Origin of the sequence: Pseudomonas syringae pv. cilantro (assembly GCF_001293775.1) — a bacterium.
GTDB lineage: Bacteria > Pseudomonadota > Gammaproteobacteria > Pseudomonadales > Pseudomonadaceae > Aquipseudomonas > Aquipseudomonas syringae_P.
The window spans coordinates 21,960-44,916 of sequence record NZ_LGLN01000006.1; the positions used below are offsets into that span (position 1 = coordinate 21,960).

The window sequence follows — 22,957 nt, forward strand, 5'->3', positions numbered from 1 at the left end:
CGACTGAACTACCGCTGCGCATTGTGTGCTGTTTGCTGCATTTGAAAGCCCTCCTACTTCAGCTTTCAAACTCAACGATGGTGGGTGATGACGGGATCGAACCGCCGACCCGCTGCTTGTAAGGCAGCTGCTCTCCCAGCTGAGCTAATCACCCTTTGCTTCGTTGAGGCCGCGAAATTTACGCACCTAACGAACCTAAGTCAATAGCCTGATTGAAGTTTTTTAAAAAACCGCCTCAATCGAAAATCCCTTACCACACATCAAAAGCACCGCACAGAGCCAATATCGACCCATCGCCGGAAACTACTCGGCATACACCATCTTTCTGGTCATCCCGCCGTCGACAACGAATTCCTGGCCGGTGACAAAACCTGCATTGCGCGACAGCAACCAGGCCACCATTGCCGCAACGTCTTCCACCGTCCCGACCCTGCCCGCAGGGTGCTGGGCGTGATCGGTCTCGGAAAGCGGCTCGGCGCGACGCAGAGAAGGATCGCGCGCGTCGATCCAGCCAGGGCTGACCGCGTTGACCCGAATCTCAGGCCCGAGACTGATTGCCAATGCATGCGTCAGGGCCGTCAGACCGCCCTTGCTGGCCGCATAAGCTTCTGTATCTGGCTCGGACTGCCTGGCACGCGTGGACGTCAGGTTGACGATACTGCCGCAATGCGCACGCAAGTAAGGCGCGCAGTGCTTGGCCAGCAGCATCGGACCACTCAGATTGACCGCCAGCACCCGATTCCAGTGCGACAGTTCCAGGCTTTCCAGCGTGGTGTTGTGCGGATCGGCAACCGCCGCGTTGCACACCAGCGCATCCAGCCGCCCGAACTTCCTGAGCACTTCGGCTACGCCTTGCGCCACCTGCTCTTCACTGGCAACGTCCATGCCGATGAACAAGGCATTTTCACCCAGCACAGTTGCAACCTTCGCACCCCGGGCACGATCCAGATCGGTCAGGACCACTTGCCAGCCCTCGGCAATCAGCCAGGCGGCAATGCCCAGACCGATGCCGCGAGCGGCACCGGTCACCAGCGCAACGCGACCATTGTGGGTGCCCGCAAATTTCAGCGCCCACTCCTGACCTGCTTCTGCGCTCATCGGGTCACTCACAACGCAGCCAGGCCACGCGCAAGGTCAGCCTGAAGGTCAGCGACGTCTTCAAGGCCTACCGCCACGCGGATCAGGCTGTCACGAATCCCGGCCGCTTCACGCTCTTGCGGCGCCAGACGGCCATGCGAAGTGGTGCTCGGGTGGGTGATAGTGGTTTTGCTGTCGCCCAGATTGGCGGTGATCGAGATCAGGCGTGTAGCATCGATAAAGCGCCATGCGCCGTCCTTGCCACCCTTGACCTCAAAGCTCACGACCGCACCGAAGCCCTTTTGCTGACGCTGGGCCAGCTCGTGCTGCGGATGGCTCTTGAGCCCGGCGTAGTGGACCTTTTCGATACCGTCCTGCTGCTCCAGCCACTCGGCCAGTGCCTGTGCATTGGCGCAATGAGCGCGCATGCGCAGGTTCAGGGTTTCGAGGCCTTTAAGGAAGATCCAGGCATTGAACGGGCTCAGCGTCGGCCCGGCTGTGCGCAGGAAACCGACCACTTCTTTCATCTGCTCGCTGCGACCGGCAACCACACCGCCCATGCAACGCCCCTGGCCGTCGATGAACTTGGTCGCCGAATGCACGACGATGTCGGCACCCAGCAGCAGCGGCTGCTGCAAGGCCGGCGTGCAAAAGCAGTTATCGACGATCAGCATCGTGCCCTTGGCATGCGCGATCTCGGCCAGACCGGCGATGTCCACCAGCTCGGCCAGCGGGTTGGACGGCGATTCGACGAACAACATTTTCGTGTTGGACTTGATCGCCGCGTCCCAGCCGCCCAGATCAGCCAGTGGAACGTAATCCACCTCGATGCCGAACCGCTTGAAATACTTGTCGAACAGGCTGATGGTCGAACCAAACACACTGCGCGACACCAGCACGTGGTCTCCCGCACTGCACAGGCTCATGACCACGGCCAGCGTCGCGGCCATGCCGGTGGCCGTGGCGACCGCCTGCTCGGCGCCCTCAAGCGCAGCAATACGCTCTTCGAAGGAGCGCACGGTCGGATTGGTGTAACGCGAGTAGACGTTGCCCGGCACCTCGCCGGCAAACCGCGCGGCAGCATCGGCAGCCGTGCGGAACACGTAGCTGGAAGTGAAGAACATGGGGTCGCCATGTTCACCTTCCGGTGTGCGGTGCTGCCCGGCACGTACGGCGAGGGTATCGAAACCCACGCCTTCAAGGTCGCTGTCCAGCCGACCTGCATCCCATTCCTGAGTCATGCCGCCCACTCCTTGTCCGATTAGTTGTTGTACAGATCGATGATCGCGCTCACTGCCTGGGTCTTGACCTTGGAAGCGTCGTTACGCGCATGCTCGATCCGGTTCAGGTAGTGCTCGTCGATATCGCCCGTCACATACTTGCCGTCGAAGACCGAGCAATCAAAGTTGTCGATCTTGATTTTCTTGCTACCGCTGACTGCCTCGATCAGGTCGTTCAGATCCTGATAGACCAGCCAGTCGGCACCGATGAGGTCGGCCACGTCCTGAGTGGAACGGTTGTGAGCGATCAACTCGTGCGCACTCGGCATATCGATGCCGTAGACGTTGGGGTAACGCACTGCCGGGGCAGCCGAGCAGAAGTAGACATTCTTGGCACCGGCTTCGCGGGCCATCTGAATGATCTGCTTGCAGGTGGTGCCGCGAACGATCGAGTCATCCACCAGCATGACGTTTTTACCGCGGAATTCCAGCTCGATGGCGTTGAGCTTCTGACGCACGGATTTCTTGCGCGCAGCCTGACCCGGCATGATGAAGGTACGGCCGATGTAACGGTTTTTGACGAACCCTTCGCGGAACTTGACGCCGAGGTGATTGGCCAGCTCAAGTGCAGCGGTGCGGCTGGTGTCCGGAATCGGGATGACCACGTCGATGTCGTGATCCGGACGCTCGCGCAGGATCTTGTCGGCCAGCTTCTCGCCCATGCGCAGGCGCGCTTTATAGACAGAGATGCCGTCGATGATCGAATCCGGACGCGCCAGATAGACGTGCTCGAAGATGCACGGCGCGTATTTCGGGTTGGCAGCGCACTGACGGGTAAACAGCTTGCCGTCTTCCGTGATGTAAACCGCTTCGCCCGGTGCCAGATCGCGGATCAGGGTAAAACCCAGCACGTCCAGCGAGACGCTTTCCGAGGCGATCATGTACTCGACGCCCTCGTCGGTGTGACGCTGGCCGAACACGATGGGACGGATGGCGTCCGGATCGCGGAAGCCGACGATGCCATAACCGGTGATCATCGCTACAACGGCATAACCGCCACGGCAGCGATGGTGCACGTCGGTCACGGCGGCGAAGATGTCCTCTTCGGTCGGCTGCAATTTGCCGCGCACGGCAAGTTCGTGGGCGAAGACGTTAAGCAGCACTTCCGAATCGGAATTGGTGTTCACATGGCGCAGGTCGGATTCGTAAATCTCCTTGGCCAGTTGCTCGACGTTGGTCAGATTGCCGTTGTGCGCCAACGTGATGCCGTAAGGCGAGTTGACGTAAAACGGCTGGGCTTCGGCCGAAGTCGAACTGCCCGCAGTGGGATAACGCACATGGCCGATGCCCATGTGCCCGACCAGACGCTGCATATGGCGTTGATGAAACACATCACGCACCAGCCCGTTGTCCTTGCGCAGAAATAACCGGCCGTCATGGCTGGTTACGATACCGGCAGCGTCCTGGCCGCGGTGCTGGAGGACGGTAAGCGCGTCATACAGCGCCTGATTGACGTTCGACTTGCCGACGATACCGACGATGCCACACATGCCACAACCCCTACTTAGTGGAACTGGATTTACCGAACACATCCTGCGGTGGTGTAGACGGCAGGATCTGTTCCTTGAACGGCAAATCAGCGGGTACGCTGATGCCGCTGGCAAGCCACTTGCTGGACATCCCGAGAATCAGGTTTTTCGACCAGTCAGCGACCATGAGAAATTGCGGCACCAGCCTCGACTGCTGCCACCATTGATCCTGTTGCACCGGCCCGAGGCTCAACAGCCCCACCGCTACAACGACAAGCAGACCTCCGCGCGCTGCGCCGAAGACCATGCCGAGAAAACGATCGGTCCCGGAAAGCCCGGTGACGCGAATCAGTTCGCCAATAAGAAAGTTGACCATGGCGCCCACCAGCAAGGTGGCGACGAAAAGGATGGTGCAGCTCGCGATGACGCGGGCCGAAGGTGTTTCTATGTAATTGACCAGATACTGCGACAGCCCCGCGCCAAACATCCAGGCTACTACACCTGCAATGATCCACGTCGTCAACGACAGTGCTTCTTTGACGAAGCCGCGTTTCAGACTGATCAGGGCGGAGATGGCGACAATTCCCAGAATTGCCCAGTCAACCGGAGTAAATGGCACGTTGCAGCCTGCAGACAGATAAGGCGGCGCATTTTAGCAGAGCGCCCGCCTGCCGGTAAGCAGCGATTACCGGCGAAAGGCATTTTACTTCACTGCAGCCGCACGAGGCGCCGGACGGTCAGCCACGCTCGGGCTGAAAGCGCACGACAATACCTTTGAGCTTCTGCTGCTTGTCCAGCTGATCACGCAGACGATCGGCCTCGGCACGTTCGATCAACGGCCCGACGAACACCCGGTTCACGCCATCAGATGTACGGATGTAGGCATTGTAGCCCTGAGTGCGCAAGGTTTTTTGCAGGTTATCGGCATTGGCGCGATTGGACATGCTCGCCAACTGCACCGACCAACTGATCGACAGGCCGTTGGCATCAACGCCAGCCGGTGCGGCAGGCTTGGCGGGAGCGGCCGGTGCGGGCGCCGGAGCAGACGGCGCTGCTGCCGGTGCGGGCTTGACCACCGGTTTCTGTGCGGGTGCCGAAGCTACAGGCGGCGCTGACTGGGCGGGTGTCGCCTGGTAGGGTGCCGGGGCGATCGGCATCGCGGGTGGTTGATTGCTCGCCGTGTCGTCGCCGGGAACCGGTTCCTGAGGCAATACCTGCGGTTCCGGGACAGGAACAGGATCGACGCGCACCTGTGACGTCGCCGGAGCCTGAGGTGCCGAAGGCGCTTCGACCTGCACGTGACGCGTTTCATCTTCACGCGTAAAAAGCATGGGCAGAAAGATGACCGCCACAGCGATCAACACCAGCGCTCCAACCATCCGCTGCTTGACTACGTTATCCAGCAAAGCCATTTGCAGCTTCCTCGTCGGTGTGCAGGGCCAGCCATTCAAGGGCCTCGGCAACACAGTAAAAAGATCCGAACAGCAGAATTTCATCATCGGCTGTGGCGTGCGCGCACTGAGCCTCCAATGCCAGCGCAATACTCTGATAGGACGTCACGCAAGCGCCAAGGTTCTGCAAAGCCGCCTGCAACTCTTCGGCAGGCCTGCTGCGCGGAGTAGGCAGCGGCGTGACGGCCCATTCGTCGATGACGGGCACCAGGGGAGCGACCACGCCTGTAAGGTCCTTGTCACTCAGCAGACCGAACACGGCGTAGCGCTTGCCGACAACCGGGAGCTGCGTCAGACGCTGGTGCAGAAACTGCGCGGCATGCGGATTGTGGCCCACGTCCAGAAGCAGATTGAGGCGCTTGCCCTGCCAGTGGACGATGCGGCGATCAAGCCGCCCGGCAAGCCGCGTGCGGGCCAGCACTTGCCCAAGCGCGGCGGACTCCAGCGGATAGCCCAACAGGGCATACAACTGGAGGGCCAGCGCAGCATTCTGCATGGGCAAGTCGAGCAACGGCAGACCCCGCAGCTCAACCTGTTCGCCATGCGCAACGCCGCGCCAGGCCCAGCTGTCCGGACCCACGGTCAGGTCGAAATCCGCGCCGCGCAGCAATAGCGGGCAGCCCAGTTCACGGGCTTTCTCCAGCAGCGGCGCGGGTGGAGCCGGATCACCGCACAGCGCGGGGCGTGCAGACCGAAAAATACCGGCTTTTTCGAACGCAACCGATTCGCGGCTATCGCCCAGCCACTCGGAATGATCGACACCGATGCTGGTCACCAGCGCGAAATCCGCGTCAATCAGGTTCACCGCGTCCAGACGGCCACCCAGGCCAACTTCCAGTACCACGGCGTCAAGCTGAGCCTGCTCGAATAGCCAGAAGGCTGCCAGCGTGCCCATTTCGAAATACGTCAGGGTGACGCCATCACGCGCTGCCTCGACAGCTGCAAAGGCTTCGCACAACTCGGTATCGGTCGCTTCGACACCCTGAACCTTTACCCGCTCGTTGTAGCGAACCAGATGCGGCGAGCTGTAAACCCCGGTTTTCAGCCCTTGGGCTTGCAGCAACGCGGCGATAAAAGCGCAGGTCGAGCCTTTGCCATTGGTGCCGGTGACAGTGATGACCCTGGGTGCAGGCCTGGTCAGGCCCAACTGTTGCGCTACCTGTCGCAAGCGATCCAGCCCCATGTCGATGGCCGACGGATGCAGTTGCTCCAGATAGGCGAGCCAGTCGCCCAGGGTTGCAGGGGTCATATCGAGGCCGGAGCTGGCGGTACGACGATCGGCTCGATGACAGGCGCAACGAAGCGCGGCGTAGGCAGGTTCATCATCTGTGCCAACAGGTTGCCCAGACGTGGACGAAGCTCGCTGCGTGCGATGATCATGTCGATGGCGCCATGATCCAGCAGGAATTCGCTGCGCTGGAAGCCTTCAGGCAGCTTCTCGCGAACGGTCTGTTCGATGACGCGAGGACCGGCGAAACCGATCAGCGCCTTGGGCTCGGCAACGATAACGTCACCCAGCATCGCCAGACTCGCAGAGACGCCGCCGTAGACCGGATCGGTGAGCACGGAAATGAATGGCAGCCCCTCTTCGCGAAGACGCGCCAGCACTGCGGAAGTCTTGGCCATTTGCATCAGCGAGATCAGGGCTTCCTGCATGCGCGCACCACCGGATGCAGCGAAACAGATCATCGGGCAGCGATTTTCCAGTGCGTAGTTGGCGGCACGTACGAAACGCTCGCCGACAATGGCGCCCATCGAACCGCCCATGAAAGAGAACTCGAACGCCGCTGCGACCACCGGCATGCCGAGCAGGGTGCCGCTCATCGAGATCAGCGCGTCTTTCTCGCCGGTCTGCTTCTGGGCTGCGGTCAGGCGGTCCTTGTATTTCTTGCCGTCACGAAATTTCAGACGATCGACCGGCTCCAGGTCAGCGCCCAGTTCGGCACGACCTTCGACATCGAGAAAGATGTTCAGACGCGCGCGCGCGCCGATACGCATGTGGTGGTTGCACTTGGGGCAGACGTCCAGGGTCTTTTCCAGTTCAGGGCGATAGAGCACCGCTTCGCAGGATGGGCATTTGTGCCAAAGACCTTCAGGAACCGAGCTTTTCTTGACCTCGGAACGCATGATCGATGGGATCAGTTTGTCTACCAACCAGTTGCTCATGCTTTATCTCTCCAGTACCGGTGTGGCTCGAACGGCTGACAATCACACGTCAGTCGCATGCCCTCGGGTAAATTCTTATGGACGATGATGAAGGGGCAGCGGGCGACCCATGGCCTGACCTGCACACCCTTCAGCCCGGTTTTCATAACAACGACGGTGCACACTGGCACCCTCGCCTACTTGATTCGACCCGCATCTGTAGCGTCGGGAACAGGCTTATGGACGGCGGCCGAAGCGCAACCGTCACATCAGACGCCCTGCACCGCGCTCATGAACGCCAGGATCTTTTCGCGATCCTTGATACCCTTGCTCTTTTCCACTCCGCCGCTGACGTCCACCGCATAGGGCCGGACCTGAGCAATGGCCTGAGCCACGTTGGCCGAGGTCAGCCCGCCCGCCAGAATGACCGGCTTGTCCAGATCGTCCGGAATCAGCGCCCAGTCAAAGGTTTCGCCAGTGCCGCCAGGGACGCCTTCGACGTAGGTGTCGAGCAGCACACCCCGCGCATTGCGATAGGCGCGGCAGGCCAGGGCAATGTCGTCACCCGCCTTGACCCGCAAGGCCTTGATGTAAGGGCGATGATAACCGTCACATTCTTCTGGCGTTTCATCGCCATGAAACTGCAGCAGATCCAGCGCGACAGCCTCCAGCGTTTCGTTGAGCTCGCAGCGACTGGCATTGACGAACAGGCCGACGGTGGTCACGAACGGCGGCAAGGCCGCAATGATCGCGCGCGCCTGCTGGATCGTCACCGCGCGCGGGCTTCTGGGGTAAAACACCAGGCCAATGGCGTCAGCTCCCGCCTCGACGGCGGCCAGAGCATCTTCTATGCGGGTAATCCCGCAGATCTTGCTGCGAACGGCTGACATATGGTGGAAAACCTCAGTCCTTGCGGAAAGTCCCGGATGTTAGCAAATGCTGTTCAGGTCGTCAGCCGTCAAGTTCTGCAAAGCCTGTAAGAAAGTGCGGACCAATGTAGCGGTCCGGCAGCGGAAACTCGTCGCGATACTCCACCTGAACCAGATACAGCCCGTAAGGATGGGCCGTCACGCCGCCAGTACGCCGCACCTTGCTCTCCAGTACCTCACGCGCCCATTCGACCGGCCTTTCACCCGCACCAATGGTCATCAGAACGCCAGCGATATTGCGCACCATGTGGTGCAGAAAGGCATTGGCGCGCACGTCGATCACAATCATCTTGCCGTGACGAGTCACGCGCAGGTGATGCAATTGTTTGACCGGCGACTTGGCCTGGCACTGACCGGCGCGAAAGGCGCTGAAGTCATGAGTCCCCACCAGATGCGTGGCGGCCTGCGCCATCCGCTCCACGTCCAGCGGACGATGATTCCAGGTGATTTCCTGATTCAGATGCGCCGGACGGATCTGATCGTTGTAAATCACATAGCGGTAGCGACGGGCGATGGCCTTGAAGCGCGCATGAAAGGTCGCGGGCATGACCCGCGCCCAGCTCACGCTGATGTCATGCGGCAGGTTGATATTTGCGCCCATGACCCAGGCTTTCAGTGAGCGCTCTGCCTGAGTATCGAAATGCACCACCTGCCCGCAGGCATGCACGCCCGCGTCGGTACGCCCGGCACACATCAGCGAGACGGGCGACGCAGCCACTTTCGAAAGCGCGTCTTCGAGGGTTTCCTGCACGGTCAGCACACCGGACGCCTGCCGTTGCCAGCCGCAATAGCGCGAGCCCTTGTACTCCACGCCCAGCGCGATTCGGGAAAAGCCCTCAGCCGCCATCTCGGCAGCCGGGTTATCTATGTTCGCCAATGTGGAAGAGCCTGTCGGTTCGCGAAAAGTCGGCCATTATACGGTCGCAGAAAAAACACGCCAGGTGAAAGGCCAACGGCCGCATAAGCGGCCGTTGGCAGGTTGGCAGGCTTGAGTCAGACCAGGCGCGAAAGCATCTCCCGCGCTTCGGTCTTCTGACCGTCATCGCCCTCGGTGACCACTTCGTCGAGAATATCCCGCGCCCCGTCGGCATCGCCCATGTCAATGTAGGCGCGTGCCAGATCAAGCTTGGTCGCCGCCTCGTCAGTACCGGACATGAAATCGAAGTCGGGCTCGTCATCCAGTGCTGCTGCGTCCTCGGCAGTAAACCTTGGCTCATCGAGCGGCGGATGCTCAAGGTTTTGCGCAAGACGGTCCAGCTCGGCATTGACGTCATCGATTTCGCTGGCGAACGCCTGACTTGCCTGATCGGTTTCAATCTCGTCAGCCAGCGACAGGTCGAAATCTTCCGGCAGTTCCAGATCGTCACTGACCGGCGGTGGCGTGGTCTTGCCCAGATCAAGCGAATCGTCGCCAAGGCCCAGCAAGAAGTCGTCTTCGTTCTTCAATGCCGGGTCTTCTTCGGAAAGATCCAGATCGAAGTCGGCCAGCTCTTCAGTCGATGCTGCGGCGCGGGCCTCTTCCTGCTGTTGCATGATCGACTCGAATGTCAGCGCTTCGTCGTCGGGCACAGCAGCTGCTTGCGGCGTGTCGGGTTTTGGCTCGTCGAGCGTCAGGTCATCAAGATCGTTCATGGTCGAGACTTCAGGCGTGGATGCTTCTTCGAACTCATCCAGGCTCAGGTCAAAATCATGATCGAACTCATCCGGCTCTGACGTCACGACCGGCTCTGGCGCAGGCACAGCGGCCTGTTCCGCAGGCTCGTCGGGATTATCGTTGTCCGCCAGCAACTCTTCGACGTATTTGGCATCAAGCTCGGCAGCCAACGCCGCAGCACTGGCCGCTGCAGCCGCAGCCGCGACGGCAGGCGCCGCCGATGGCGTCGAGACAGGTTCAGAAGCCAGTGGCGCCGCAGGCTTCGGGGTCGAGTGACGTTCTTCTAGCTGCTCGACCTCAGCTTCAGGCTTTCCCGCAGCCACCAGCTTGCGCTCGTGAGCGGCGTAGGCTTTGTTATTGCCCTGTTCAGCGTAGATTTCCATCAGCTTGAGGCGAATGTCATCGCGCTTCGGATCTTCCTGCACCGCTTCCTCAAGCAACTCGACCGCCTGATTCATGCGCCCGTAAGCGATATGAATCTCGGCCTGCACCAGCGGATCAGCCTGACGCTCACGCGTCGCTGCTGCTGCGGCTGCCGCACCGGCAGCCCCCATGCGGACATTCGGCGGCGACACATCAAGCCCGTCGAAACTGGCCTGCGGCGTATCCAGATCCATATCGGAGACGAAATCGGACTCTTCAGCCAGCGCCCGCGCCATGCGCTTGTGTTTCTCGGCTTCGGCTTTTGCCGCGCGACGACGGGCGAGAAACAACAGCAGCAAGGCCAGAATCAGCAACACTGCGCCACCGATGAGCCCCAGCAGAACCGGGTTATCGAGGATCTTCTGCAGCGAATCATCTTCTTCAGGTACTGCAACCGGCTCGACGGCCAACGGCTGATCTGCCGCAGGCGTCGCAACCTGAGCGGCACCTGCCGGCAAGGCATCTTCGGGAGCGACCTCACCTGCCGGTTTGACCGGGGCGCCATTGGCATCGACCAGCGAAGCAGGTACCGCCGCGTTTGCTGGCGTCGTTGCGTCAGGCGTCGCAGCAGCAGGCGGCACGGCTACACCAGCGGCCTGCATTTGGGCCAACTGACCGTTTTTCAGCTCGATCAACCGCTGCAACTTGTCGAGCTGGCTTTGCAGGTCGTTCATGCGGCTTTTCAGCTCGGCATTGTCACGACGCGTGGTATCGAGTGCTTCCTGAGCGACAGCCAGCTTGTTACCGAGATCGCTGTCACCCGCCGCACCTTTGGCTGCGGGTTTACCGCTGGCCGACACCAGACTGAGGTTGTCCGGGGTTTCGACCCGTGACGGCGCTGCACCTGCACGATCACGGCGGGTCGCGTCGACTTGCCGTGTGCCGGTCGCGGGCGAACGACGGCCGCCGCGCCACTCGGTGTACTGGCGGGAAACTTCGGTAACTGCCTGCGGTTGCGGCAATGCAGTGGTCTGCTGAGGCGTCGGCAAGCGCAGCACCTGGCCTTTCTTCAGACGGTTGATGTTGCCGCCGATAAATGCATCCGGGTTCAGCGCCTGAATCGCCAGCATGGTTTGCTGGACTGTTCCGGCAGTACGCACCTTCGCGGCAATTTCCCACAAGGTGTCGTTATTGGCAGTGACGTATTGCGCCGGTTTATCTGCGGTGGGCGGCGGCAGTGCGGTTGCGCCTGAAGGCGCTGCCGGAGCAGGTGCTTCAGGTGCTGCAGCCTCGACCGGTGGCGCTACCGCTGCCAATTGGGCAGGTGCTGCGGGAGCGGCAGCGGGCGCAGGAGCAGGTGCCGCCGCAGCGGCGGCCGCCTCTGGCGAAAACTTCGGCGGATCGAGCAACAGGCTGTACTCACGCAGCAAGCGCCCATTCGGCCACAGCACCTGAACCAGAAACTTAACGTAGGGCTCGCGCACCGGCTTGCTGGAGGTGATCCGCAAGACACTCTTGCCGCTGGCGTTGATCACCGGGGTAAACGTGAGGTCGTTGAGAAATGCCTGACGCGTGACACCCGCCTGAGCGAAGTCGGCTGTAGTTGCCAGGCTGGGCACGACTTGCGTCGCGTTGAGCCCCTGCGCTTCGGTCAACTCGATTTCCGCTACCAATGGCTGATTCAGGGTCGACTTGACCGACAATTCCCCGAGCCCCAGCGCCTGCGCCATACCCGATGACAGCGCTGAAGCCGCAGCGATTGCTAATACCAGTTTACGAACCTGAACCATAGCCCATCCCTTGTTTAAAGATTCCCCGACATCCGGGGAGGTAGTCCTGCATTTGGGTGTAAGGCGTGTCGCCGCTAAAACAATTGTTCAAATTATTGCCAAGTATCTTTTACACATAGCCTTTTATCAACAATTCGCCAACCTGCACAGCATTGAGCGCCGCGCCTTTGCGCACATTGTCTGACGTCAGCCACAGATTGAGTTGCTCGGGGTCATCGATTCCGCCCCGGACACGACCGACATACACCACATCCTGGCCTACCGCATCGCCAACCGGCGTCGGGTAATCGCCCGCATCGACCAGCTCCAGACCGGGTGCTGCCTCGAGCGCGGCATTGACTGCAGCCAGATCGACCGGCCCCGTGGTGCGCAACGCAACGGTGAAACTGTCGCCGAAGAACACCGGCACTTGAATGCAGGTAGCGGAAACCTTGAGCGATGGCTGTCCCATCAATTCGCGCAGCTCATCCACCAGGCGTCGTTCCAGCGGCAAGTGACCGGAATCGTCGGGCGTACCGACCTGAGCCAGCACGTTAAAGGCCATCTGACGATCGAAGAAACGGGTTTCCAGCGGGCGTACGTTGAGCAGTTCAGTGGTCTGCCGCGCCAGCTCGCTCACCCCCTCGCGCCCCAATGCCGATACAGCCAGACACGCCGTGACCGATACACTGTGCAGGTCGAGCATGGCGCGCAACGGGGCCAGCGCCAGGGCGACCGCAGTAGCCGCCGCGCTGGGGCTGGCGACCAGATGCGCACCAGCGCCGCTTGCGCTCAACAACGCTGCGTTGATCTCCGGCACGATATTGGCCGCTTGCCCGGCCGGGAACGCGCCTGCCAGGTCGACGACCGAACAGCCCGCCGCCACGGCTTTTTCTGCATAACTGCGGCTGATCGCCGGGCCGGCGGCAAAAAATGCCAGGCGGACTTTACTGAAATCGAACTCGTCGACTTCACGCACGCGTACATTCTTGCCCCGGAACGGCACGGAGTGACCGGCGGACTCGATGCTCGCCAGCAGGTGCAGATTGCCGACAGGAAAATCGCGCTCCTCCAGAACCTGGACAAGGGTTTCGCCGACAGTTCCGGTTGCGCCGACTACGGCGATATCAAAGGACTGGCTCATGCAAAAACCTCAGGAAAATCAGGGAGCGGCACTTTAACCGCGGCAGTGCCCGCAGGCAATTCAAGCGCGCCAACCACGGGGCATTTCAAGGCTCCAGACCGATCTTGAAAAACATTCCGTGACTCCAGACGCCCAACCAGCGCTGCCCGTCGATCTCGCGGGCCATCGCGAGTTCGACCAGTTGATAGAACACGTTGCGGTGGATCAACGCTTCAAGATTGTTGCGCACCAGAACGTAAGGCGCAGGCTCCTGAGTCTCAGGGTCCGTCACGACCCGCAGCGGATGCTGCGGCCCGGCTTCGGTTTGATCCTCGACGTTGGTCAGGAAACGCAGTACCTGTCCCTCGCCCTCGCCCTGCACATCGAGACTGACCGCCACGAACGGCGCGTCATCCACCTTGATGCCGACCTTTTCGACCGGCGTGATCAGAAAGTAATCGTCACCATCGCGCCGCATGATGGTAGAGAACAGCCGCACCATCGGCTTGCGCCCGATCGGCGTGCCCTGGTAATACCAGGTGCCGTCGCGGGCGATACGCATATCGATATCGCCACAGAAATCCGGATTCCACAGATGAACAGGCGGCAACCCCTTGGTTTTGGGAATCTGCGCAAAAAGATCGCCCGCCTTGCTTGAATCAGTCACTCCACTCTCCTGAGATTTCTCAAGGCTCGACGCCAGATGTTTCTAGCGCTCGACCCCCAGTAGAGTACGAGCGTAGTCTTCAAGAGGCGGACCTAGCAAATCTTCGGGGTTGGTATCGTAAAGCGTCAGCAATCCGCCACGGCTGCGAATGCGGGCGCTGTCGATGAGGTAGCGCGTGCTGGTCTCGATCAACATCAGTTGAATCACACCACTGTCGACGCCCAGGCGATCAACCGCTTCCTGATCGGACCATTGATCCCAGTTGCTGATCCGGTCATCGGCCCGGGCAAAACGGGTGTAAAGCAGATAATGCGCGCCAGCGCTGCGCGCCTCGGTCATTGCGTCATCCAGCCCCATCGGCGCTGGCGCACGGCGGACCATCGGGAAGTACTCGACGAAGCCTTTGAAGGCTTCTTCGGCAACGACGTTGGGACGCGGGTAGGCTTTGCCGGGAGGTACGAAAGCGCCTTGGGCGATGTAAATGAATGAGTCAGGCTGTACACGCCAATTGGCGGTACGACGGGTGCTGCTATGGTCGAGCAGACCTGCATCGCTGAATTGCTCGCGAACGCCTTCACCCATATCACTGACTTTCATGCAGCCATTCAGCGCCAACAGCGCGAGCAGCAGAACCAGGCTACGCATTATCCCCTCCCAGATGCCGGTGACGGAAAACCGGCGAATGGTCGTCGGATGCAGCTTCCGCGCCATCTCCGGCGCGGCGGCAGCAAAAGCCTCGAGCCAAAAGCTAAAGGCCGGCCTGGTGGGTTACGTGCCGGCGGGATCAGGCTTGATTTCGACAGGGGTCTCACTGTCGCGCTTGCGCTTGTTGCCCATACGCACGCCGATGTCCATGAGGAAGTTGAAGAAACCTTCCTGATCTTCCAGCACATTGCTCCAGAACGGCGAGTGGTAGAGCGCGACCGCGCCGTGCACCAGCGCCCAGGCTGCGCAGTAGTGGTAATAAGGCGGGACATCTTCGAGTTTGCCTTCGGTGATGCGCCCCTTGATCAGCAAGGTGAGGTGTTCGAAGTTGGATGCGCGGATCTTGTGCAGCTCCTCGACCAGCTCGGGCACCTGATTACCCTTGACCACCTTCTCTTCCAGGCGGTCGAACAAGCGGTAGCGCTGCGGATCACGCATGCGGAACTCGAAGTAGGCACGCGACAGCGCCTCTTTGTCCTTGTCGACATCGGCAGAGTGCAGCAGCTCGTTCAAATCCCGCTCGTAGTCGAGCATCAGGCGCAGGTAGATTTCCGCCTTGGACTTGAAGTGCTTGTAAATAGTGCCTTTGCCAATGCCGACGGCGTCCGCGATCATCTCGACGGTGACGCTGTCTTCGCCTTGCTCCAGGAACAGCTTTAGCGCGGTGTCGAGAATTTCCTGCTCACGGCGGCGAAATTCACGGACCTTACGAGGTTCTTTCTGCATGAGAAGGTCTGTCAGAGATCGAAATCGAAGCGGGCTATTATGCCCATTCGGCGCTAAATTGCACGGCTCATCAGAATTAGTCGACCTGCACCGGAACGGCAGCGACAAACTCCATGTATCCGCTGATCACCACATACAGCGTGAAATACGCGAATATCAGCGCTGACGCGATGTAGGACCAGCGCAATATCCGCTCGCCCATGAAGCGCCCACCTTGGTGGGCCAGTGCACAGATGGAGATCGACCAGACAACGCCTGCACGAGGAAGCCCGCCAGAAAGGTCGATGCAGTGGCCAGATCCGAGCCTTGCCGGGCAATCAGCGCACCGCCGACTGCGGCGAACCAGAGAATGGCGCTGGGCGAGGACATCGCCAGAAAGATACCGCGCAGAAACAGCTTCGGCGCCGACTCGCCCGATTGAGCATCCTGACCGGCAATGCCGGTGCTGACGGTGGTCGCACTCATCACCATCTTGAAGCAAAAGTACGCCAGCACCGCCGTGCCACCCAGCCAGAGCACAAAGCGAACCGTTTCATACTGAAGTAGCACGGCCATGCCGAGCATTGCCAGAATCGCGTAGGCCAGATCACCGACGCAGGTTCCGAGCCCCAGCCACAGGCCTTTGGAGAACCCGCGCTGCATGGACAGCGTGATCATCGCGATATTGGCCAGACCGATATCCAGACACAACGACAGACTCAGCAAAAAACCGTTGGAAAATTCCACCCGCAACCTCGACCCGATTCAAATGACCGTCGCACATCTGAAATGGCTATGCGCCCGGAATCCTTGATGTTTTTACCATCGCGCAGCGTTGCCCTCGCTTTCATCAGCTTATAGAGGACTCAAGAAGCGTTTTAGTATTCCAAAACTGTTTAAAAAACGAACAGAAGACACTGGACGAGACGCCATCCTGGGCAATACTTAAGGCGCTGGTGCCTCATTCCCCCAAATGACGCGCCCGTAAGGGTACCAACGGATGGAGTGCCTTTGTTTTACTCCTAATGGTCTTAACCCGGCTTCACCCCCCCAGAATCCGGGTTTTTTTTGCCTGTGATTTGACGGTTGCGGCCTAGGGTCTGTTCCCGTTTCATCGCGAGCCGCGATGAAACGGGAACAGACCCTAGTGCTTCAAATGGGCGAGCGGAAACAAACGGGCAAAGTTGGCGGTAGTCTGCTCTGCGAATCGCTCGTAAGACTCGCCGCGCAACATCGCCAGAAACTCGGCCACCTCGCGCACATACTGCGGCAGATTCGGTTTGCCTCGATAAGGAATGGGCGCGAGATACGGCGAGTCGGTTTCGACCAACAGGCGGTCGGCAGGTACCTGCCGGGCCACGTCACGCAAGGCGTCGGCGTTGCGGAAGGTCACGATGCCGGACAACGAGATGTAGTAGCCCATGTCCAGCGCTGCCTTGGCCATGTCCCAGTCTTCGGTGAAACAATGCAGCACGCCTGCGCGGGGCAAGGCTGCTTCACGCAAAAGGCTCAGAGTATCGGCGCGCGCGCCCCGGGTGTGGATGATCACCGGCTTTTCGGTGATTCTGGCGGCCTCCAGATGCACCCGGAACGACGCCTGCTGCAATTCGGCCGCTTCTGGCTCATAGTGGTAATCCAGACCGGTCTCGCCAATCGCCACCACACGCGGGTGATCCAGTTCCTTGAGCAACCAGTCCAGCGGCGGCATCTCGCCGGGTTTGACGTCAAGCGGATGAATGCCTACCGAGCAATCGACGTCAGCATAGCGCTCAGCGACTGCCTTGACTGCGCCCGCATTGTCGGCGCTGACGCCGATGCACAGAAAATGCCCGACGCCCCGGCCCCGCGCGGCTTCAAGCGCTGCGTCCAGAGAGCCATCGTGCTGGGTAAGGTCAAGACGATCAAGGTGGCAGTGGGAATCTACAAGCATGGGCAACACTACAACTACATCGTATGGGTGGGACGATCGGACTTGAGAGCGCCGACCAGGTGGGTTTCGATCAGGTTGCGTGCGGTGTTGTCGCCGTCATTGAATTGCACACCGACACCGGCAGTCCGGTTGCCCTGTGCGCCCTTCGGCGTGATCCAGGTCACGCGACCAGCGACGGGAACCTTCTCGGGTTCGTCCATCAGATTGAGCAGCATGAACACCTCATCGCCCAGCTTGTAGCTTTTGCTGGTGGGAATGAACAGCCCGCCGTTTCTGATGAATGGCATATAGGCCGCGTATAGCACAGACTTGTCCTTGATAGTCAGGGACAAGATGCCATTACGTGGACCTGGGTTCAACGGCTCACTCATCACAACACCTCAGCGTTTCCGAATAATGCACAGTCGGGTTAAAACGGAGTCTACGCCTGTCCTGGCAGCCCTGCCCACTGCACCAGCAGCGCTTCAAGCAGCAAGACCCGATTGAGATTGGCCTTGGACATGACTTTCTGTCGTTGCGCGAGTATCCAGTCCTGAATCTCCAGCACCTTGCCGCGAGAGGATTTCTGCGCCAGATACTGCACCACCTTGCGCATGTCAGGCAAACCAAGGCCCTCTTCGTCCTGGGTCATCTGATAGCGCAGAGTCAAATGCGACCAGTCGCAGAACCAGTCGAACAGCAACAATAGCGGAATGTCTTTCCAGCCTTCAGCCAGCTGGGTTGCCGACTGCTGCTGTTTGAGAAGCTTTTTGACGCCGTCAACCACCAGCGCGCGCTGCTCGCGAACACCCTGGGCGTGCAATGAAACCGCGGCCAGCGGCGAACCGGCGGCCAGGGTCAATAATTCGATGCGCTCCTCCGCCGTGCAGTCAGGCAAGGCACTGCCCAACCAATCCAGGCTCATCTGCTCACCGGGCAGCGGGCAGGCCTGCTGCACGCAACGGCTTTTGACGGTCGGCAGCAGGCGGCTCGGCTGATGGCTGACAAGCAACAGCACGGTGTTGCCCGACGGTTCTTCAAGACTTTTCAGCAAGGCGTTAGCCGCATTGACGTTCATGGCCTCCACCGGCTCGACGAGCACGACCTTGCGACCGCCCATTTGCGCGGTCTGCACCACGAAACTGACCAGATCGCGGACTTGATCGACCTTGATCGGCTTGTCAGCCTCTTCCGGCTCCAGCACGTAATTGTCCGGATGGCTGCCCGCCAGCAGCAACAGGCAAGACTTGCACTGACCGCAGGCGTCCAGCCCGGCGGGCGTCTTGCACAGCAGACTGGCCATCAACCGCTCGGCCAGCGCGCGCTTGCCGATACCGGCCGGGCCATGCAAAAGATAGGCGTGGGCATGCTGGGCACGACCGGCCATTTGCTCCCAGAGCGACGCCTGCCACGGGTAGGCTTCAGCCACGTTGCAGCTCCAGCAACTGAGGCAGCAACGTGTCGAGCGACGCCTGGACTTGTGCCAGGGTCTGCGAGGCATCCACCAGACGATAACGCGCAGGCTCGGCCCTGGCGCGGTCCAGATAGGTTGTGCGAACGGCGTCGAAAAAAGCTCGCCCTTCCTGCTCGAAGCGATCCAGACGGCCCCTCGCTGCAGCCCGCGACAGTCCGATTTCCACCGGCAGATCAAAGACCAGCGTCAGGTCGGGGCGCAGATCGCCCTGAACGAATTGCTCCAGCGCGACAATGCGCTCGCGGGGCAAACCACGTCCGCCGCCCTGATAGGCGTAAGTGGCATCGGTAAAACGGTCACACAGCACCACTTCGCCACGCGCCAGCGCCGGACGAATGACCTCGGCCAAGTGTTGCGCACGGGCTGCGAATACCAGCAGCAGCTCGGTGTCGGCGCTCATGGCTTCGTCACTCGGGGCCAGCAACAGCTCGCGGACACGCTCGGCCAGCGGCGTGCCGCCCGGTTCGCGGGTCAGCAAGACCTTAACGCCCTGCGCACGCAACCTGGCGGCAAGGTAGTCGCGGTTGGTACTTTTGCCAGCACCTTCCGGGCCTTCGAGGGTTATAAACAGGCCAGTCACAGGCAATCCTTAATCGTCATCATTCTGCATTCGGCTCGGACGGCTGGGCATCCGGGGCAGTCGCGGGTGGTTGTTCTGCAGGCGTCGCCTCGGCGTCGGGCGTAGGCGCAGCCGCCGGGCTGGATCGATAATCAGCGCGGCGCTTGAGCTGATACTCGCGCACGGCTGCATTATGCGCGTCCAGATCGTCGGAAAATACGTGACTGCCGTCCCCCTTGGCGACGAAATACAGACTGCTGCCGGCCACCGGATTGAGCGCGGCATGAATCGCTTCGCGCCCTACCAGTGAAATCGGTGTCGGCGGCATACCGGCGATCACGTAGGTATTGTACGGCGTGGCTTCTTTGAGATTGGCCCGGGTCAGCTTGCCGTTGTAGCGCTCACCCATGCCGTAAATCACGGTCGGGTCGGTCTGCAACTGCATGCCCAGTTTCAGGCGACGCACGAAGACGCCGGCAATCTGGCCACGCTCCTGTGGCACGCCGGTCTCCTTTTCAACCAGCGAGGCCATGATCAGCGCCTGATAAGGATTGGAGTACGGCGCCTCTGGCGACCTGGCATTCCACTCTTCATCCAGCACCTCTTCCAGACGGCTGTAGGCCTGTTTGAGCAGCTCGACATCACTCATCCCGCGCACGTAACGATAAGTGTCAGGGAAGAAGCGGCCTTCGGGAAAGACATCGGGATGGCCGATTTTTGCCATCAGGTCGCTGTCGGACAGGCCTGTCAGGGTCTGTTCGAGCTTGGCCTGTTTGGCCAGGGCGGCGCGAACCTGGCGAAAATTCCAGCCTTCGACCAGTGTCAGGCTGTATTGCACGACTTCCTTGCGTTTCCAGACGTCGAACAGGCCTTTTACGTTCATGCCTGGCACCATGCGGTACTCACCGCTGTGCAGCGGCTGGCTGGCCAGATTGAAACGCCAGTAGAGGCGCAGCCAGAAAGCGTCCTTGATCACGCCATCGGCCTGCAGACGATTGAGCACGCTGGTTGGCGTCGAGCCGGCCGGTACGTCCAGCAACTGCTCCTGAGCCACTTCAAGCGGCTGATTCAAGGCTTCGTTCTGCTGCCAGAACGCAAAGCCGAGCAGCAGGCCAGCAACTACAATGCCGGTTTCCAGCAACAGCAATAGTTTTCGGATCACGAATCAGATATCCAGAAGGGCGCGAGCGATGCCTTGCAGTTTACGGGTCAACGGACCAACCGGCCAGTTCAGTGCCGCAAAGCCGCGAACTGGCCAGACGCCATAAACGCTATTGCACAAAAACACCTCATCCGCTGCTTCAAGATCGGAGAGATGCACGTCACGAATGTCGACCGCCATACCCAGAGCGGGTGCCTGATCCAGCAGCTCGGCGCGCATGACGCCTGCCACCCCGCAACGGCTGAGGTCGGCAGTCAGCAAACGGCCATGAGTGACCAGAAACAGATTGCTGTAGACCCCTTCGATCAGACGACCAGACGTGTCACGCATCAGCCCTTCGGCATGATCGCTGTCGCTCCATTCGGAACGCGCCATCACTTGCTCCAGACGATTCAGGTGCTTGAGCCCTGCCAGCAGCGGCTGCTCGGCAAGACGGGTCTGGCAGGCAAACAGGCGAACACCCTGTTCGGCATGGGTAGCGGGATAAGCGGGTGCCGGGCTGCCCTGGAGGATCCGACGCGAGTGTGTATCAGGAGCTGGCGCATAACCGCGCTGGCTGTCGCCACGGGTGACCAGCAGCTTCATGACCCCCTCACCCAGTTCAGCGGCAAAGCGGGTCATTTCAGCACGAACCTGCACAGGGTCGACAGTGATCTTCAGTTGTTGGCACCCGCGCTCGAGACGCTGCAGGTGCCGCTCCAGAAGCACCGGCTGCCCGGCCCTGACGGCGATGGTTTCAAACAGTCCGTCACCGTAGGCCAGCCCGCGATCCTTTACAGACAGGGTGTCTGCAGGAGAGCCATCAACCCAACTGGGCATTACTCGGCGAACCGGCGGAACACCAGCGAGCCATTGGTGCCACCGAACCCGAAGGAGTTCGACAGCACGACATCGATCGGCATCTGGCGCGCTTCATGCGGTACGAAGTCCAGGTCACAGCCTTCGTCCGGTTCGTCCAGGTTGATGGTCGGTGGCGCGACCTTGTCGACCATTGCCAGCACGCTGAAGATCGCTTCGACAGCACCGGCAGCACCCAGCAGGTGACCGGTCATCGACTTGGTCGAGCTGACTGCCAGCTTGTAGGCGTGATCGCCAAATACCGACTTGATGGCCGAGGCCTCCGCCAGATCGCCCGCCAGCGTCGAAGTGCCGTGCGCATTGATGTACTGCACCTGCTCGGGATTGACTTTGGCATCGCGCAATGCGTTTACGATACAACGCGCGGCACCGGCACCGTCATCCGGCGGCGACGTCATGTGGTAAGCATCGCCGCTCATGCCGAAGCCGACCAGTTCGGCGTAGATCGTCGCGCCACGCGCCTTGGCGTGCTCGAGTTCTTCGAGGACCATGGCGCCAGCCCCGTCGGACAGGACGAAGCCGTCACGGCCCTTGTCCCACGGGCGACTGGCGCGCGCCGGATCGTCGTTGCGGGTGGACAGCGCACGCGCTGCGCCAAAGCCGCCAAGACCCAGACCACAAGCTGCCATTTCGGCACCGCCCGCGATCATCACGTCAGCCTCGTCATAGGCAATGTTGCGTGCCGCCATGCCGATACAGTGCGTAGCCGTGGTACAGGCTGTCGCGATGGCGTAGTTAGGCCCCTGTGCACCCAGATGGATGGACAGAAAACCGGAAATCATGTTGATGATCGAGCCTGGTACGAAGAACGGAGAAATCCGTCCCGGACCCTGCTCGTGCAGCAGACGGCTGCTGTTTTCGATGTTGGTCAGCCCACCGATGCCCGAACCCATTGCAACGCCGATGCGCTCGCGGTTTGCATCCGTGACTTCAAGGCCAGCGTTACGCACCGCCTGAAAGCTGGCCGCCAGGCCATACTGAATAAAGAGATCGAGCCGGCGTGCCTCTTTGGGCGCCAGGTACTCTTCGACGTTGAATCCCTTGACCGAACCGCCGAAACGGGTCGTGAAGGCTGACAAGTCCGTGTGCTCGATAAGGCCAATGCCACTGCGGCCCGCCAGAATACCTTGCCAACTGCTGTGCACATCAGTGCCCAGTGGCGAAAGCATGCCCATCCCGGTGACCACGACGCGTCTACGCGACACAGGACTCTCCTTCTCTCTTGTTAACGGAACAATCACAGCGTTTTTTAAAGAAAAAACCGCACGCCGGTTAAAGCAGTGCGGTTTTCCCGTGACAGCAGGTGCGATTACAAATCTTATGCCTGATGGGCAGTGACGTAATCGATGGCTGCTTGAACGGTCGTGATCTTTTCCGCTTCTTCGTCAGGGATTTCGGTCTCGAATTCCTCTTCCAGAGCCATCACCAGCTCAACGGTGTCCAGGGAGTCAGCGCCCAGGTCTTCAACGAAAGAAGCAGTGTTGACAACCTCGTCTTGCTTGACGCCAAGTTGCTCGGCAACGATTTTCTTGACGCGCTCTTCGATGGATGTGGTGCTCATACCTAGTTTTAACTCCTAGTGGAAATGTTCAGGCATCTGGCCAGCGGGTAAGTGTATAGAAGAGGTTTTGCGAATTTCAAGCTAAACGCTCCTCTCT

At 60.4% G+C, this 22,957-nt stretch carries 22 protein-coding genes, 1 tRNA gene and 1 pseudogene; all 24 read right to left on the reverse strand.

Annotated features, from left to right (window positions below):
* Nucleotides 1–78 precede the first annotated feature (78 nt).
* The 24 genes and pseudogenes from ABJ99_RS00185 to acpP all read right to left on the reverse strand — a co-directional run bounded on the left by ABJ99_RS00185 (nucleotide 79) and on the right by acpP (nucleotide 22,860).
* Nucleotides 79–154, reverse strand: a tRNA-Val gene (locus ABJ99_RS00185).
* 149 nt (nucleotides 155–303) lie between these two features.
* Nucleotides 304–1,098 (reverse strand): SDR family oxidoreductase, encoded by a 795-nt coding sequence (locus ABJ99_RS00190; RefSeq protein ID WP_054084097.1) that lies wholly within the window; start codon nucleotides 1,096–1,098, stop codon nucleotides 304–306.
* An 8-nt stretch (nucleotides 1,099–1,106) separates the two neighbouring features.
* A complete protein-coding gene (locus ABJ99_RS00195; protein ID WP_007253372.1) occupies nucleotides 1,107–2,318 on the reverse strand; it encodes an O-succinylhomoserine sulfhydrylase in 1,212 nt (403 codons plus the stop codon).
* A gap of 20 nt (nucleotides 2,319–2,338) precedes the next feature.
* Nucleotides 2,339–3,847 carry an amidophosphoribosyltransferase gene (purF, locus tag ABJ99_RS00200; protein WP_054084098.1) on the reverse strand — a complete coding sequence of 503 codons (1,509 nt, stop codon included), beginning with the start codon at nucleotides 3,845–3,847 and terminating at the stop codon, nucleotides 2,339–2,341.
* Nucleotides 3,848–3,857: 10 nt separating this feature from the next.
* Nucleotides 3,858–4,445 (reverse strand): CvpA family protein, encoded by a 588-nt coding sequence (locus ABJ99_RS00205; RefSeq protein ID WP_007253374.1) that lies wholly within the window; start codon nucleotides 4,443–4,445, stop codon nucleotides 3,858–3,860.
* A gap of 118 nt (nucleotides 4,446–4,563) precedes the next feature.
* A complete protein-coding gene (locus tag ABJ99_RS00210; RefSeq protein WP_054084099.1) occupies nucleotides 4,564–5,238 on the reverse strand; it encodes an SPOR domain-containing protein in 675 nt (224 codons plus the stop codon).
* On the reverse strand, nucleotides 5,222–6,526 hold the full coding sequence (gene folC / locus ABJ99_RS00215) for a bifunctional tetrahydrofolate synthase/dihydrofolate synthase (protein ID WP_054084100.1): 1,305 nt from the start codon (nucleotides 6,524–6,526) through the stop codon (nucleotides 5,222–5,224). Before folC ends, ABJ99_RS00210 begins: the two co-directional genes overlap by 17 nt.
* The gene (gene accD / locus ABJ99_RS00220) at nucleotides 6,523–7,443 is read right to left on the reverse strand and encodes an acetyl-CoA carboxylase, carboxyltransferase subunit beta (protein ID WP_007253377.1); all 921 of its coding nucleotides are present in this window, start codon (nucleotides 7,441–7,443) and stop codon (nucleotides 6,523–6,525) included. Before accD ends, folC begins: the two co-directional genes overlap by 4 nt.
* Nucleotides 7,444–7,691: 248 nt before the next feature.
* Nucleotides 7,692–8,312, reverse strand: a complete 621-nt coding sequence (locus tag ABJ99_RS00225; protein WP_054084101.1) for a phosphoribosylanthranilate isomerase — start codon at nucleotides 8,310–8,312, stop codon at nucleotides 7,692–7,694.
* 61 nt (nucleotides 8,313–8,373) lie between these two features.
* Nucleotides 8,374–9,198: a tRNA pseudouridine(38-40) synthase TruA gene (gene truA, locus ABJ99_RS00230; RefSeq protein ID WP_054084102.1), complete on the reverse strand. Its 825-nt coding sequence runs from the start codon at nucleotides 9,196–9,198 to the stop codon at nucleotides 8,374–8,376.
* A 146-nt stretch (nucleotides 9,199–9,344) separates the two neighbouring features.
* Nucleotides 9,345–12,158, reverse strand: coding sequence for a FimV/HubP family polar landmark protein (locus ABJ99_RS00235; RefSeq protein ID WP_054084103.1), 2,814 nt, complete (start codon nucleotides 12,156–12,158; stop codon nucleotides 9,345–9,347).
* 109 nt (nucleotides 12,159–12,267) lie between these two features.
* A complete protein-coding gene (locus tag ABJ99_RS00240; protein WP_054084104.1) occupies nucleotides 12,268–13,281 on the reverse strand; it encodes an aspartate-semialdehyde dehydrogenase in 1,014 nt (337 codons plus the stop codon).
* Between the two features lie 85 nt (nucleotides 13,282–13,366).
* A complete protein-coding gene (locus ABJ99_RS00245) occupies nucleotides 13,367–13,927 on the reverse strand; it encodes a DUF1285 domain-containing protein (protein ID WP_054084105.1) in 561 nt (186 codons plus the stop codon).
* A gap of 42 nt (nucleotides 13,928–13,969) precedes the next feature.
* Nucleotides 13,970–14,572, reverse strand: coding sequence for a DUF4823 domain-containing protein (locus ABJ99_RS00250; RefSeq protein WP_054084152.1), 603 nt, complete (start codon nucleotides 14,570–14,572; stop codon nucleotides 13,970–13,972).
* A gap of 123 nt (nucleotides 14,573–14,695) precedes the next feature.
* On the reverse strand, nucleotides 14,696–15,358 hold the full coding sequence (locus tag ABJ99_RS00255) for a TetR/AcrR family transcriptional regulator (protein WP_054084106.1): 663 nt from the start codon (nucleotides 15,356–15,358) through the stop codon (nucleotides 14,696–14,698).
* A 76-nt stretch (nucleotides 15,359–15,434) separates the two neighbouring features.
* A pseudogene (locus tag ABJ99_RS00260) lies at nucleotides 15,435–16,084 on the reverse strand (LysE family translocator).
* Between the two features lie 397 nt (nucleotides 16,085–16,481).
* Entirely contained in the window at nucleotides 16,482–17,267 is a 786-nt protein-coding gene (locus ABJ99_RS00265) for a TatD family hydrolase (RefSeq protein WP_054084107.1), read from the reverse strand.
* A gap of 14 nt (nucleotides 17,268–17,281) precedes the next feature.
* Complete coding sequence (locus tag ABJ99_RS00270) at nucleotides 17,282–17,638, reverse strand: PilZ domain-containing protein (RefSeq protein ID WP_054084108.1); 357 nt, start codon at nucleotides 17,636–17,638, stop codon at nucleotides 17,282–17,284.
* Nucleotides 17,639–17,688: 50 nt separating this feature from the next.
* Complete coding sequence (locus ABJ99_RS00275; RefSeq protein WP_054084109.1) at nucleotides 17,689–18,675, reverse strand: DNA polymerase III subunit delta'; 987 nt, start codon at nucleotides 18,673–18,675, stop codon at nucleotides 17,689–17,691.
* On the reverse strand, nucleotides 18,668–19,300 hold the full coding sequence (gene tmk, locus ABJ99_RS00280) for a dTMP kinase (protein ID WP_054084110.1): 633 nt from the start codon (nucleotides 19,298–19,300) through the stop codon (nucleotides 18,668–18,670). Before tmk ends, ABJ99_RS00275 begins: the two co-directional genes overlap by 8 nt.
* A gap of 19 nt (nucleotides 19,301–19,319) precedes the next feature.
* Nucleotides 19,320–20,441, reverse strand: coding sequence for an endolytic transglycosylase MltG (mltG, locus tag ABJ99_RS00285; protein ID WP_054084111.1), 1,122 nt, complete (start codon nucleotides 20,439–20,441; stop codon nucleotides 19,320–19,322).
* 3 nt (nucleotides 20,442–20,444) lie between these two features.
* On the reverse strand, nucleotides 20,445–21,260 hold the full coding sequence (gene pabC, locus ABJ99_RS00290) for an aminodeoxychorismate lyase (RefSeq protein ID WP_054084112.1): 816 nt from the start codon (nucleotides 21,258–21,260) through the stop codon (nucleotides 20,445–20,447).
* Nucleotides 21,260–22,504, reverse strand: a complete 1,245-nt coding sequence (fabF, locus tag ABJ99_RS00295) for a beta-ketoacyl-ACP synthase II (protein WP_054084113.1) — start codon at nucleotides 22,502–22,504, stop codon at nucleotides 21,260–21,262. Before fabF ends, pabC begins: the two co-directional genes overlap by 1 nt.
* A gap of 113 nt (nucleotides 22,505–22,617) precedes the next feature.
* Nucleotides 22,618–22,860, reverse strand: coding sequence for an acyl carrier protein (gene acpP, locus ABJ99_RS00300; protein ID WP_054084114.1), 243 nt, complete (start codon nucleotides 22,858–22,860; stop codon nucleotides 22,618–22,620).
* Between the last annotated feature and the right edge of the window lie 97 nt (nucleotides 22,861–22,957).

What these genes read in the sequence shown, in the direction of transcription:
- ABJ99_RS00240 (WP_054084104.1), bottom strand. Translation starts at nt 13,281, where the DNA reads ATGAGCCAGTCCTTTGATATCGCCGTAGTCGGCGCAACCGGAACTGTC.
- truA (WP_054084102.1), bottom strand. Translation starts at nt 9,198, where the DNA reads ATGGCGGCTGAGGGCTTTTCCCGAATCGCGCTGGGCGTGGAGTACAAG.
- accD (WP_007253377.1), bottom strand. Translation starts at nt 7,443, where the DNA reads ATGAGCAACTGGTTGGTAGACAAACTGATCCCATCGATCATGCGTTCC.
- ABJ99_RS00265 (WP_054084107.1), bottom strand. Translation starts at nt 17,267, where the DNA reads ATGCTTGTAGATTCCCACTGCCACCTTGATCGTCTTGACCTTACCCAG.
- purF (WP_054084098.1), bottom strand. Translation starts at nt 3,847, where the DNA reads ATGTGTGGCATCGTCGGTATCGTCGGCAAGTCGAACGTCAATCAGGCG.
- pabC (WP_054084112.1), bottom strand. Translation starts at nt 21,260, where the DNA reads ATGCCCAGTTGGGTTGATGGCTCTCCTGCAGACACCCTGTCTGTAAAG.
- ABJ99_RS00225 (WP_054084101.1), bottom strand. Translation starts at nt 8,312, where the DNA reads ATGTCAGCCGTTCGCAGCAAGATCTGCGGGATTACCCGCATAGAAGAT.
- ABJ99_RS00250 (WP_054084152.1), bottom strand. Translation starts at nt 14,572, where the DNA reads ATGCGTAGCCTGGTTCTGCTGCTCGCGCTGTTGGCGCTGAATGGCTGC.
- folC (WP_054084100.1), bottom strand. Translation starts at nt 6,526, where the DNA reads ATGACCCCTGCAACCCTGGGCGACTGGCTCGCCTATCTGGAGCAACTG.
- acpP (WP_054084114.1), bottom strand. Translation starts at nt 22,860, where the DNA reads ATGAGCACCACATCCATCGAAGAGCGCGTCAAGAAAATCGTTGCCGAG.
- ABJ99_RS00235 (WP_054084103.1), bottom strand. Translation starts at nt 12,158, where the DNA reads ATGGTTCAGGTTCGTAAACTGGTATTAGCAATCGCTGCGGCTTCAGCG.
- ABJ99_RS00195 (WP_007253372.1), bottom strand. Translation starts at nt 2,318, where the DNA reads ATGACTCAGGAATGGGATGCAGGTCGGCTGGACAGCGACCTTGAAGGC.
- ABJ99_RS00210 (WP_054084099.1), bottom strand. Translation starts at nt 5,238, where the DNA reads ATGGCTTTGCTGGATAACGTAGTCAAGCAGCGGATGGTTGGAGCGCTG.
- ABJ99_RS00255 (WP_054084106.1), bottom strand. Translation starts at nt 15,358, where the DNA reads ATGCAGAAAGAACCTCGTAAGGTCCGTGAATTTCGCCGCCGTGAGCAG.
- ABJ99_RS00190 (WP_054084097.1), bottom strand. Translation starts at nt 1,098, where the DNA reads ATGAGCGCAGAAGCAGGTCAGGAGTGGGCGCTGAAATTTGCGGGCACC.
- ABJ99_RS00270 (WP_054084108.1), bottom strand. Translation starts at nt 17,638, where the DNA reads ATGAGTGAGCCGTTGAACCCAGGTCCACGTAATGGCATCTTGTCCCTG.